At 46.4% G+C, this 12,985-nt stretch carries 10 protein-coding genes; 5 read left to right on the top strand and 5 right to left on the bottom strand.

The genetic code is table 11. The annotated features are described in order from the left end of the window. Window positions 1–14 precede the first annotated feature (14 nt). Window positions 15–1,127 (top strand): orc1/cdc6 family replication initiation protein, encoded by a 1,113-nt coding sequence (locus RE469_06105; GenBank protein WMT43775.1) that lies wholly within the window; start codon window positions 15–17, stop codon window positions 1,125–1,127. Here the strand turns inward: RE469_06105 and RE469_06100 are convergent. The 4 genes from RE469_06100 to RE469_06085 form a co-directional block, all read right to left on the bottom strand. Continuing rightward, window positions 1,111–3,126 (bottom strand): type B DNA-directed DNA polymerase, encoded by a 2,016-nt coding sequence (locus tag RE469_06100; protein WMT43774.1) that lies wholly within the window; start codon window positions 3,124–3,126, stop codon window positions 1,111–1,113. The genes RE469_06105 and RE469_06100 overlap by 17 nt on opposite strands. Next, window positions 3,127–3,357: a hypothetical protein gene (locus RE469_06095; protein ID WMT43773.1), complete on the bottom strand. Its 231-nt coding sequence runs from the start codon at window positions 3,355–3,357 to the stop codon at window positions 3,127–3,129. A 1-nt stretch (window position 3,358) separates the two neighbouring features. After that, on the bottom strand, window positions 3,359–3,772 hold the full coding sequence (locus RE469_06090; protein WMT43772.1) for a hypothetical protein: 414 nt from the start codon (window positions 3,770–3,772) through the stop codon (window positions 3,359–3,361). Window positions 3,773–3,846: 74 nt separating this feature from the next. After that, window positions 3,847–5,703, bottom strand: coding sequence for a glycoside hydrolase family 15 protein (locus RE469_06085; protein ID WMT43771.1), 1,857 nt, complete (start codon window positions 5,701–5,703; stop codon window positions 3,847–3,849). Between the two features lie 450 nt (window positions 5,704–6,153). On the opposite strand from RE469_06085, the gene RE469_06080 reads away from it, so the two are divergent. The 4 genes from RE469_06080 to RE469_06065 are packed head-to-tail and all read left to right on the top strand — an operon-like array spanning window position 6,154 to window position 10,278. Beyond that, window positions 6,154–7,554, top strand: a complete 1,401-nt coding sequence (locus tag RE469_06080; protein WMT43770.1) for an ABC transporter substrate-binding protein — start codon at window positions 6,154–6,156, stop codon at window positions 7,552–7,554. A gap of 49 nt (window positions 7,555–7,603) precedes the next feature. After that, a complete protein-coding gene (locus tag RE469_06075; GenBank protein WMT43769.1) occupies window positions 7,604–8,440 on the top strand; it encodes a sugar ABC transporter permease in 837 nt (278 codons plus the stop codon). Between the two features lies 1 nt (window position 8,441). Beyond that, on the top strand, window positions 8,442–9,281 hold the full coding sequence (locus RE469_06070) for a carbohydrate ABC transporter permease (GenBank protein ID WMT43768.1): 840 nt from the start codon (window positions 8,442–8,444) through the stop codon (window positions 9,279–9,281). Between the two features lie 37 nt (window positions 9,282–9,318). Beyond that, window positions 9,319–10,278 carry an ABC transporter ATP-binding protein gene (locus tag RE469_06065; protein ID WMT43767.1) on the top strand — a complete coding sequence of 320 codons (960 nt, stop codon included), beginning with the start codon at window positions 9,319–9,321 and terminating at the stop codon, window positions 10,276–10,278. Window positions 10,279–10,916: 638 nt separating this feature from the next. Here the strand turns inward: RE469_06065 and RE469_06060 are convergent. Then, the gene (locus tag RE469_06060) at window positions 10,917–12,866 is read right to left on the bottom strand and encodes an amylo-alpha-1,6-glucosidase (GenBank protein ID WMT43766.1); all 1,950 of its coding nucleotides are present in this window, start codon (window positions 12,864–12,866) and stop codon (window positions 10,917–10,919) included. Window positions 12,867–12,985: the final 119 nt, after the last annotated feature.

Raw genomic sequence — 12,985 nt, 5'->3', positions numbered from 1 at the left:
CAGTTTACATCCTGTTGATAGTCAGGAATCCCGATGCACTTGATTTTTCATATGTCCCCCAGAAACTCAGATTCAGAGATGTGCAGATAGAGACCATCAGGAAAACCATGCTTGAGCCCCTCAGGGCCGGCATAAGCAACAACCTGGTGGCGTTCGGCGATTCCGGCACGGGAAAAACCTCCACAATGAAGTACCTTGCCAGGGAGGAGAAAGGCTTCATAATTGTTTATGAGAATGCCCTCTCGTTCTCCAGTCTGAAGATGCTGCTCATTGATGCCCTTTACAACATGGGCAAGCTTGTGGGTTCCAGGAATATGTCCTACTCAGACATCTTCAGGGGATTCAACCTGGTGTCTCAGAAGAAGGGCAGGAAGATTGTCCTGGTCATAGATGAAGCCACAAACCTCATAAAATTTGAAAGGGACGGGCTATACAATCTCCTCAGGGCAGGAGAGATATACTCCACCCCGGTGTCCACAATCCTTGTGTCAATGGAGGATCCGTCCATTTACATGACCGAGAGGGACAGGAAGTCCCTGGGCGTGTTCTCAAGCATTCTTTTCAACAGGTACTCCGAGGATGAACTGGTGCGGATCATAGAGGAGAGGGCCAGGATAGCAATGGTTCCCGGTTCCATAAATGAGGAGATGCTCAGACACATAGGGCATGTGGCAGAACCATTCGGGAGCGCAAGGGTGGCCATAGAGCTCCTCCAGAAGTCCATTTACATCTGCGAGTACCGTGACGGCACATCAGTTTCCATAGAGGATGTCAGGGCAGCACAGTCCATGATCAACCCGTATGTGACGGAGAGCAAGCTCAGCGAACTTGATCCCCTTGACCTTGCTGTCCTGCTCTCCATATGCCACTGTCTCCGGGATGATCCCAGCACTTCCATGTCGTGCGTTCTTGAGGACGTCAGGATTGTCTCTGAACAGTTCGGGGTTACCATCAGGGAGAACACTGCAATATACAGGTCGGTAAAGAGGCTTGAGAACCTGGGCATCGTGGAAGGCAGGGTTGTGGGACGCGGAGACAGGCAGGGTGTTGCCAAGCTCATAGGCATAAACGACATACCCGTTTCTGTTCTGGAGGAGAAGGTTGAGGCGCTCATACGGAGAAACTGAAGAGATCTGCCTGCTTCTTCCGGGGTGAGCATGACCTCACAATAAAGTCAATCTGCCTGAATGCCATGGATAGCTGCCTTTCGTAGAACTTCAGGTCAATCCCATCATGTGTGCCATCCAGGTCCACAATGCCGTGGTGGTGATCCACAACAACAACCCCAACCCTGCTGCCGGGCATGATCCTGTATCCCCTGCCCATGGCCTCCTTAATTGCCATTCCCTGTATATTGTGAACTGCATATTCCTCAGGATTTCTTGTGACATGCAGCGGTATCCGGAAATCCTCCAGAGGAAGGTACCTGAGTGATTTCATATAACGTGCCTCAAGATCCCTGATCTCGCTGCGTTTTGCCCATATATCTTCAGGAGCCATGCAGCTCCTGAGAATCTCTATGGCTTCCCACTGGAAGTTTACGCATACCGGTGCGGCATCGCGCCTCCTGACGTACAGCCCGCGGACCTTTACGGTCCCGTCCATTCGAAGGCCAATGTATCTGTTCAGCGCCCCAAGCCCGGAATTCGCCGGCATGAATACAATCCATCTGTAGTGGCCATCCTCCACTATGCCTATGCCTGTCCTGTCCTGAATCTCCCATAGCACTTTCCTCACATCGCCGGAGCCTGATATCCAGAGTGAATCCACTATTCCATGTATTGGCGTGAAACCATTGGCCCGTGCTATGTTCATGGCCATGGCCAGCGCCCATCTCCCCATGGCTGTTATTGATTCATGTATCTCTATCTTCCCGAACTTGGCGTTCTTGTATCCGGTGTACCCGAATGATGTCAAGAGCATCCATTTGAGGGCGGCATCCCTCATGCCGTAAAGCCCTGATCCGGCCTTCACCGATTTGTAAAACAGCCGCCTTTTCAGGAGACCCTCAAGGGCGGATGCTAGGAAACCCCGGTCAGTTCCCGATGCGGAATAGGGAGTGCCATGAATCCTTATGTCCCCATTCTTCTGGAGGGTTTCCGGGGAGAGGTTGTACCTGACCATTATGCTGGGGTACATGGATGAGAAATCAATCTCATGCACATCGGTGTAAATGCCAGGATCAGGCTGCAGTACCAGCCCGCCGCTGTCTGTGTTCAGCAGTGTACCGGCGCTTTTTGCCTCCTCATGATCATCCTTCCTGACCGGGATCAGAACACCGCTCCTCAATGCATATGCTTCCTCCATTGATGAAACAGCGGTACCGGTGGTGACTCTTGATGCAGTCACGATGGGAAGGCCGGATGTGCGGGATATCTCAATTAGTCCATGAATCCCGGTCTCGGAATATGCAAATGAATCAGATTCTATGCATATCTTCCCGTCAATTGAAACCCGCGGATTGCTGTAGTGGGTCTGCCCGTAGGATTCAAATGTGGAGCCGCTGGATGTGGTCACTCTGGGGAGCCCGTAACCCTGGTGGAGAATCATCTGAAGGATCTTCCTGAAGAAGCCGTCCCTGTTACTGTACACAATTATTGTGCCCTGGGTTATTGCCCGGTGAGCCTCGTATATGGCGTCCGAATCTATCCTGGGAAAATGCGTGCCGTTTATTTCAATATCATATGGCACTCCAAGCATGGACCTGCCCACTATGGTGGAAACAGGAATCTCCGGGTCCTGGTCCATGGGGTCTTCAAGAGTGAAGAATCCCAGATTCCTCTCGGCCATGAAGCGCAGCACCGGATCAATGTCACCGTTGTATATGGAGAACTTCCTCTCCATGCCTATGCCGTTTATTATAGCATTGAGATCCCTCATTCCGGAAGGCCATACGGGTATCCTGATGCCTTCAATCCTGCCATGCACATCCCTCATGGTGTCCATGCTGTATCCGTATATGCCTGATTCATCAAGCTGCCTGGCAAGGAATGCCAGATCATACATGTCTCCGGACACGAATATCCAGCTCCTGTTGCTGTGTTCCCTGTAGCTTATCTTTCCATGATCCAGGTACCAGACCCTTATGATATCGGAGCCGGTGGCGTTTACGATTGTTCCGTGCATTCACTGCCCATCCTCCATAATCCTTGAATAGAGATCAATGATGATGGAAATCAGAAAACCCGTATATGGATCCACACCGGAGTACGATATCTCCGCAGAATGCTTACGCCCCATCATGACAAGATCATGCATTATGGCTGCCTGTGACTGCGGCATTATGGAAGCCATCCTTTCCAGGTCTCCTGCCAGATCCTCCATCACCTGGCGAGCTGTTGGAACGCTCCTTCCCATTTCAGATCATCCCCCCATTAATGGTCCTGTTGCCCAGATACCTTGACATTATTCCCGGATCGCCGATTATGTTCATGTAAACAGGGCAGCCATGGTAGTACGTCATTATCCGGACTATGTCATAGATGCTGGCCACAATTGACCCGGGCCATGACGAGACAACACCGGAAGCAAGCGCCAGGTAATGCGGCTTATCATCTGAATCCATGAGTATTTTCTGGAGCTGGAATATTGTCAGTATGCGCTGCACCATTATGATGCCAAGTTCATCACGGGTAAATTCATGCCTGAAATCCGACATGATGCCGTCCGTGATGAGCAGATGAATCACATCTGATTCAAACTCCTTCATGAAAGACCTGACATTTCCTGCCTGGAACGATTTCGTTGAAAATATCCTGAGAGGGGCATGCATGCCTTACTCTAGATACACAGGTATATTAATCAGATTATGTGTCCGTGCAAAATGAGAAAATGAGTGGAAAACCGCTATTTCACTACCTGGCGCTTCCTTGAAAATGAGGCTCTTGCCTTGAATGCCTCATTCAGGTGCAGGGCAACATTTATGACGCCGAGGTGTGTGATGGCCTGCGGGAAATTCCCCAGCTGATCCCCGGTCTGGAAATCTATCTCCTCAGAAAAAAGACCAAGGTGGTTTCCCCTGTCAAGTATGGATTCGAACACGACCTTGGCCTCATCAATCCTGTCCATCTGGATCAGGACGTTCACGTACCAGAATGAGAGAAGGAGGAAGGCGTTGTCCTCTCCCTTGAGCCCGTCATCCTCGCGGTACCTGCGAAAGAGGTGATCAGTGACCCTGAGATCCTTCTCAATCTTTGCCACGGTGCCAACGATCCTTGGATCATCAGCAGGAAGGAAGCCCAGGAGCGGCATACGGAGCAGCGAGGCATCGGTCTCACTGCTTCCATAATACTGCACAAAGCTGTTCTGCTCCTCGCTGAAGCCATTGGCAATAATGTCCTCCTTTATCTCATCGGCAATGGCCCTCCACTTCCTGTATGGGCCTGAAAAGCCCTGGTATTTGCCCATGGCGATGGCATTGTTGAATGCAGACCACGAAACAACCTTGGAATATACGTAATGCCTTGGTTCTGTCCTGAATTCCCAGATGCTTGAATCGGGAGATTTCCATAATTTTGAGAGATGATCCAGTGTTTCGCCCACAAAGTTCCAGAGATATGAGTTTATTACGCCGCCAGCATCGCTCAGTGCACAGATTGCATTTACAATGGATCCCATCTGATCTATCTGGAGCTGATCGGATGCCTTGTTGCCAACGCGGACAGGCCTTGATCCCATGTAGCCCTCGTAATCAAGCTCCATCTCCTCCAGGCTTGAACTGCTGTTTATTGGGTATATTGTGCGGATTCGACCATCATGCTCAATCTTATCCATCATATCATAGAGAAACTTGGTTGCCTCCCTCTTGTAGCCTATGAGTGAAAGTGCCTCAATGACATAGGCTGTGTCCCTTATCCAGGCAAAGCGGTAATCCCAGTTCCTCTCGCTTCCGATGCACTCCGGAAGGCTGGTGGTGGGTGCTGCCACCATGAGGCCGGTTGGTTCAAAAAAGAGACCTTTCAGGGTCAGGGCAGATCTGTTTACATCGTTGTTGTAGAGCCCCCTGTATGTGGTGGAGTTGCTCCATTTCTGCCAGTAGTCAATGGTATCCTCCATCCTCTGGTAAGACTTGTAGTCAGATATAACGTCCAGATGTGAAATGCCGTAGAGCGCAACAAGCCATCTTGAAGTCCTCCTGGGTATTTTCTGGGAACCTATGACCCTGTCGCCATCACGGGAAAGAGGGATCTCGCTGACTATCCCAACCTTTGTGTCCCTGTACCTGAATATGAAGCCGTTCTTCCTCTGCTCTATGACCGGTGTATGTTTCCCGTAATTTATGGTGGCCTTGAAGGCAATATCAACTTCCACATCCTCGGAAGTGGTCTCAACCATCCTGTGTATTTCCGGAAAGCTGATTGTTGAATAGTCAGAAGTTGGAATGAAGTCCGTAAGGCGCAGTATGATCTTGCCGTCCCTGATGAATTCAGTGATGAGGACATTGGTGAGTTCCTTGTATGACTGTATGACCTCAAGATTCTCTGTATCATGGGGCTTGATTGAAAAATAACCACCCTTGTTCTTGTCAAGTATTGAATCAAAAACTGGAGGTGAATCAAAATTTGGAAGGCATGCCCAGTCGATTGTTCCGTTCAGGCCCACAAGGGCAGCGGTTCTGTTGCTGGCGATCATTCCATGGCTTGAAATTCTGAGGTAACCGTTCCTGCCAAGATCTCTGTATTTTCTTGCTCCTTGAAATGCCATTTGAGATTGCCATCAGTATACGTGGCAGTTATTAATAAATTCTCAGTGAGGGGACGGCATGTTCTTCATGAGTATCAATCAAAGTCTCCATAAAAGCGGTGAACAGCGCTATGTGAATGGTTTTGCGAAGTATTGTGCCTGCGAGACGCACCTCATCGATCGACTGTGAATTAAATGGTTCGTTGAAAGAATGCCTAAATTTTGATTTTTTCCAAGAGTATCTGACAACAGTTCTTTCCGATAATTGCTCTGGAATTGAATTGCATATAACCCAAATCTTCGGGGATAATATAAACTACGGATCTGGGATAAGACTTCCTGGTTGATTTAAAGACAACTTTGAATGATCTCTAGGTACAGAACTGAACATGTGCGTATCATTTTGAGCAGAACACTATATTGTCAAAGAAATGTTTAAGTAAAATAATATAAATAGGGGTTTGAAGCAAAATGGCAGATGACATTGAATATAAGAAGAAGCCGTGGGGTATAATTGCTGCATTGGTTGTAGTTTTTATACTTGGATTTGCTGGCGGTTATGTACCGTTCCATTCTACCACAGCAAAAACCTCAACGGTGCACATAGTTTTTTACGAAAGCCTAGCCACCTCTGAAGCGAACTTTGTTAATGACACACTAATACCACAGTTCGATGCCCAGCATCCTGGAACCACCGTTACACTGGTTAACGTTGGAAGCGGTGACACATCAAAGGACATTCTTGCCCTAGAACAATCTGGGAAGGTTGGACCAGTGGTTGTTGGACAGGATAATCTGGAAATAGGACAGCTAATTTACAGCAGTTCTGGGAATATTATGATGAATCTCACTAATGTATCATCAAATATGCTTCCTACTACAATCATACCTGCTGCAAAGAGCATGATAAACTACGAGAAACAGGTATTTGGTGGAGTATATTTCTTCCCATTCAGGGCCAACATACCACTGGTGTTTTACAATAAGACGGCTTTTTCACAAGCTGGAATCTCAACACCACCGTCGAATTATACTGCCCTACTGAATGACCTACATAATATAAAGTCAAAAACGGGAAAAGATGCATTGATGATACAGGGTGGAAGTACTAATCCGCCACGGGGAGGATCTTCCACAGCAACAGAGCTATACCAGATGATGGTGCAGTATGGTGGGAACCCATTGTATGCCAATGATACAGGAGACATCCATGCCTTTGAGATGCTTTACAACCTTTCAGACTATTTCGCACCAAGTTACACAACCGGTTACTGGGGCAGTTACCATGGTCTTGCAGTGGGCAACTATTCAATACTTGACTATCAGTGGCCATACATATACAACCAGCTTACGAACACAACCACTGGTTACAAGATGACAAACCAGACGTTGGGCGTGTATGCTGGACCCAACGGATCAGTCAACGGCAACCACTTGCTTGGTGGAGACGTTCTCTACATCCCGAAAGGCGCAACGGATGTCCCACAATTGGAATCATTTATAACTTTCCTGCTTGGAGCGCAGGCACAGAGAGAATATATGATTGCAATGTCCTGGCCAGCAATAAACCTAGCTGCATATGTTGACCTTCCTGCTGCCGAATCTCCAGTGTTCCTTGCAGAATCACAGGCCATACAGACAGGCATATTCCTCAGGAATCCAACGCCATGGATAACTGAATGGCAGACCGTCTTGGATGAAAAAGCCTTTAATCCATTGATTGTCGATCATCAGGGCAACACAGTAGCAAATATTACCGCCGCACTGAGCGCCGTACATTCCACTATGTATACATACATCAGAGAAAACTATGGGCAGGCAAATGCAACTTTATACAATAATCCGGCAAACTACGCACCCATATCGGTTTAGCCCCACAAAAATACCAAACTTTTTTTATTTTATTAGGTGATAATCTTTGGTGAAGTTGAGGAATGATGAATGGATTGCGCTTCTATTGATCTTGCCGGCTGTGTTATACGTTTTGATCCTTGCATTTATCCCGGCTTTGCAATCAGTCTATGGAAGTTTTTCCACCCTGAGGGCGCATAACACCATTTATAATTACCAGTTTGTGATTGGTACATTCGGCCTTTCACCAATTGTTAATACTTTTATAGTAACGGCATCGGCCTTGGGCCTCCAGTTTTCCATTGGTTTTGTTGTCGCAAGCCTGCTGTCAAAGCCTTTCAAAGGAAGAGAAGCATTTTCTGCAATCCTTTTCTTGCCATTTGGAGTCGCAACAATTGTTACGGCTGTCATTTTTCATGATATTTTCTCCAGTTACGGAGGTTATGCCAATACCATGTTAAAACTGCTTGGCGGACACGCAATTGACTGGACAGGGAGCTTTGGAACATCGCTTTTGATAACAGTTCTTGCTGATTCCTGGAAAAACACGCCCATTGTCTCTCTTATTTTACTGGCAGGAATGACAACCATTCCTCCGGATTTATACAGCCAGGCAATGGTGGACGGAGCTGGTACATTCCAGAGATTTTTCCGTATTACTTTGCCGAATCTTGCACCTTTTATTGCCATCGCACTCATGATACGCGGGATCAGCGAATTCAATATCTTTGCTATTGCTCAGGATGGCCTGTTTCCGCATCCATTGCTTACAACCATGACCTATTCGCTGTTTGACATTGTAAATCCTCACCCTTCCTATGCTTCTGCAACAATACTCCTGGCTTTTGTCCTTATTTTTGCGTTTTTTGTAATGTTTTACAGAAGCAGATCTGCAAAGGTGAGCTGAATTGGTAAGCGAATATAACAATCCTAGAAACAGGAAATTCTATTTCATTATCGCAATTATTTTCGCCACAGTAACTCTCATACCAATGTATGTTTTGATTATTATAGCGTTTGCAGTCCCTTCACAGACTGTGGCTGCATATTACCCTCCGCTGCTGCCATCGCAGTTCACTTTATCGAATTTAATAGGTGCGTTCTCGGGTTACAGCAGCATTCTGGAAGCAGCATTTATTAAGAGTCTTATTACTGCCACGATTGTTGGAGCTCTTGCTGTTGTTCTAGGATTCCATGCATCCTACGGTCTGAGTAAGATGTCAAACAGAATGAGTGCACTTATAATCTCTGTTTTATTCTTTTCCACCATGATACCGTCTCTAACCATTGCCATACCAATAAGTGTGAGTTTCCTGAAATTGGGACTTTATGATTCCGCACTGGGACTTGCACTGGCGCAGGAGCTTGTTGTCCTACCTATGACCATATTCATGATCACTGGTACTCTCCAGTCCCTGCCAAAACAGCTGGAATTGCAGGCCAGAGTTGATGGGGCGGGTTTTATGCAGAGTCTGTACACAGTGATTTTACCCCTTGCGAAACCAGGCATCTTTGCGGCTTTTCTGCTCTCCTGGATGATGTCCTGGGATGAGTTTACGTTCGCCGTTATTCTCTCCCCGGTACATCCTACTTTACCTATACTTATATATATCGACAGCACGGCCAGGGGCAATATCCTGTTTGCATCCGCTTTCGCCCTCCTTGTTACCATACCCGTCATAGTAATCACTCTGGTGCTTTCTAAATTCATAAAGGGAAACTACTTAACTTCCGGTGTCACCGGCTAATTACCCATATAAAAATATACAGGAATGTGAAAAAAAAATGACCGCAAAACTCGAATTAAGGAATGTCTCAAAGACCTATGGGAAGACTACAGTCATAAAGAACCTCTCACTGCTTGTAGAAGAGGGTGAATTTTTTGTGATCTTAGGACCGTCAGGGACTGGCAAATCGACTCTTTTAAAACTTATAGTAGGCATTGAACAACCTACCAGCGGCCAGGTATTAATTGACGGAAAGGATGTTACTGCAATGCCACCCAACAGGAGAAATCTTGCAATGGTGTTTCAGAACTACGCTCTCTATCCCAATATGAACGTGTTCAATAACATTGCATTCCCACTGAAAATGCACCATTCTGGTAACATAACACAGAAAGTTAGGGAAGTTGCTGAAAAGCTAAACATCTCAGAGATTCTTGGCAAAAGGGTCAATCAGATCAGTGGTGGTCAGCAGCAGCGAGTTGCACTTGCTAGGGCAATGGTCAGAGACCCGGCGATGTTCCTTCTCGATGAGCCCCTTAGCAATCTTGATGCCAGAGTGAGATTCTCTGCTAGATCAGAACTTAAGCGCCTACAGCAGGACCTAAAACAAACTTTTGTCTTCGTAACACACGATCAGAAGGAAGCTGAGGCACTTGGCGACAGGGTTGCTGTTCTGAATCAGGGACAGTTTCAGCAGATAGCCCCCTATAAAGAACTTTACGAAGACCCAGCTACTGCCTGGGTTGGTGACTTTGTTGGAGACTTCCCTATGAATTTTGTTAATGGCAAGGGTTTCAGACCGGAATGGGCAAATGTAGGGTCAGGGCCTTATTCGATCATCGTTGATTCATCTGAGAGTTTTGGGGATATTTACTACGTTTTTGGCAGAACGGAAAAGGGTGAACATATAGTACTTAAAAGCCCAGAGTTGCTTTCTATAGGAACTCGACTTAATTTTTCCGTGACTCGTTTCAAGGAATTTGAAGATATCCCTCAGTCTCCCACAGGTTATGTTTGATTGAGAATTTCACATCATTTTTCTTGATCTCCATCATCTCGTATCTCAACATTTAACGATATATGTAATTATACCAGACAGTGTGCCAGTTTTTGCTGGTTATTGCCTATAACTATATTTTCAAATCTGTTTCCAATTGCAGTGTCTCGATTTCGTTCATTTTTGTGCCAGATATCTTCGGAGAAATTAATTCATTACTGTGGTTTACCCAGATCTTGTGATTTACTCATACTCTCAAACTGAGCCGCTTTCTCAATCCGGCCTCGACGACCAGAATTGAGCCAGTACGCCCGCATAAGCAATAATATACGTAGAATAGCTTCTTGCTTGGACCTCTGGAATTTAGAGAGTCTGACTATAAATCAGTCAATTCAAGCTACACTCCGGAATCACAGGCAAATAAGCCTGCCAAGTATTGCCACCTGAATAAAAGAGAATTCAGATCCAGGATGATCTTGTTTACACCGTTATCTTCTTATCCTTGCCGGACACAGCTCAAGCGACTTCTTATCAAGCATCCTGGGCATAAGCTTAAAGCACAGTTTAATGAAACATCATCTTGATAAAAAATAACAGAGAAATTAAACACCGCTACCTTGAGAAGTATCCGAGCTTTGAGATAAACATGGAGTGGAAAATTATCCCTCCCTTTCTATGGTTATCTTCTGGTTGCTCAAGACCACTGTAAATTTTTCCCCGTACCAGTTAAAATGCCTCAGTGTAATTTCTTTCATTTCCTCTGGCAGATGAGGATGAAACACGGATTTGATGTCTTTAGTGCTATCACCCCAGACAGGCATTCCCGCCATTCCTCCCAGCAAAGACATGATGAACATGGATGAGGACCATCCCTGCGCAAACTGGCCTGTTGGCGTGGGCTGGTCTGATGAATATGCTTCGTTTATTCTTCCCGGATCTGCTGAATGAAATGCGTTTTCAATGAAAGTCTTGATCTGGTCATATCCCTGGTCAAAGAATCCCTGCCTGTAAGCAGCAATTGAAAACCATCCTGTCATTAATGGCCATACGATGCCGGTGTGGTATCCACCATCATACTTCTTATCTTCAGCAGACATGGATCGCACTCCCCATGGCGTTATCATGTCGCTCCCAAGCAGTTTTGAAAATTGGTCCTTCACCCTCCTGTCATCAAGGAACATTGCAGGCACCAGCAGCATTGCGCTTTTAACCGCGTGTGCTGAAGTAGAATCTATGGAATCTGTGAATTCCGGTCCTTCGAAGAACTCCTCCAGATATCTGTCAATGGCTGTCTGAAAGTACCCGCCATTTAACCTGCTGCCAAGTGATTCAAGCACGGCAATCCAGAGCGCATTGATATCAACGCACTTTCCATCCCTCTGCGATGCCCATGTCTCCGGCCATCCTATGAGACTCTTTTTGAAATCATTCTCAATGAGCATATCTCCATCTTTGTCACAGGACATGGAGAAACCAAGCACCTTATCTTCAACTGAATCTGGAAATGGACCATAGCCCCAGTGATTCAGCGATCGGTTACATAGGATCCACAGCAGGTTGCTGTCAATTGACATGAAACGGGTGTCCGTGCTGGTTCTGGAAACCTCATATTCCTGATTCCCAGAATTGAGGGCAATCTCGTGGGGAATCTGGCCGTTCCTGGAATGATTCAGCAGTGTCTGCATGTGCTTTCTCGTAATTTCACCAAGCCCGCACATGTTCGCTGCCAGCCCCATCCACAATCCATCCCGTCCAAAGAACCATGAAAATACGGGAAAACCTGCAAACCATCCTGATCCTACACCTGTTTCGGTATAGAACTCCAGCAGATCATGCTTTGTCCAGAGAAATACCTTATCCAATTTTTTATTGCCAGTTTCAATCATGAGTGAATCCTTAATTCCCAGATGATAACTGACAGTCTGATCAAGATCGTTCCCGCCTTCCGGCACATCATCAGATGATATGGTGAGGTGCAGCAGAGTAAAATTCTTAACAACTATGATGAGATAACCGTCAGTTAAATTGCAGGAAACACTGCCATCCGACTTAACGCTGAAAAAGGTTGTGCCGCTGGTGCTGATTACTGAAAATTGCTTCTCATTCCCTGAAATATGCATATCCCTATCTTCATCCACGGCTGGCCAAGCATTTCTGTGATCCACTTTCAGCTTTACTTCAATGGAATGGAGCCCATCAGCACGGTACCAAATGGAAAGCAGCCCCCTGTCTGCAAGCACATAATCCAGGCGTTCCATGCTCTCGTATTCACGGTAAATATACCCCAGTCCTCTGACATATTTCCTCAGCAAGTCAGCAGCTGAAATGCAGTCCATGAAAACCCGGAACTCCGAGATATGGCCTTTCCCGTCGCTCCAGAAACCGTTACGGGTCCTTCTGAAATCCGTTGGAAGGACCTCGCCGTTTATGCATGAAATGAAATGGGATTTCTTTCCCTTGATCATGGAATAGTTGAAGCCATCGAGCCGGTCCTCAGGAACCTTAACCCAGTATTCCATATGGGTGGTGTTGGACGATTCGTCAAGATTCCTGCACTGATCCATCAGCACTTCTATCTGGCGTGAGGCTATGCTTTCTCCCGTATCCACAAAACAGTAGCTTTTTTCTGACTTAATAATTATTCCATTGGATATCCCGGAGGATTCATGGGAATGCTTTATATTCAGGTAAATACATTCAATACTGGTGACTTGAATTACATCCACTC

It is taken from the genome of Cuniculiplasma divulgatum, assembly GCA_031200235.1.
GTDB lineage: Archaea > Thermoplasmatota > Thermoplasmata > Thermoplasmatales > Thermoplasmataceae > UBA509.
This window is presented reverse-complemented; position numbering and strand designations above follow the sequence as displayed.

What these genes read in the sequence shown, in the direction of transcription:
- RE469_06100 (WMT43774.1), bottom strand. Translation starts at nt 3,126, where the DNA reads ATGCACGGAACAATCGTAAACGCCACCGGCTCCGATATCATAAGGGTC.
- RE469_06095 (WMT43773.1), bottom strand. Translation starts at nt 3,357, where the DNA reads ATGGGAAGGAGCGTTCCAACAGCTCGCCAGGTGATGGAGGATCTGGCA.
- RE469_06090 (WMT43772.1), bottom strand. Translation starts at nt 3,772, where the DNA reads ATGCATGCCCCTCTCAGGATATTTTCAACGAAATCGTTCCAGGCAGGA.
- RE469_06085 (WMT43771.1), bottom strand. Translation starts at nt 5,703, where the DNA reads ATGGCATTTCAAGGAGCAAGAAAATACAGAGATCTTGGCAGGAACGGT.
- RE469_06080 (WMT43770.1), top strand. Translation starts at nt 6,154, where the DNA reads ATGGCAGATGACATTGAATATAAGAAGAAGCCGTGGGGTATAATTGCT.
- RE469_06065 (WMT43767.1), top strand. Translation starts at nt 9,319, where the DNA reads ATGACCGCAAAACTCGAATTAAGGAATGTCTCAAAGACCTATGGGAAG.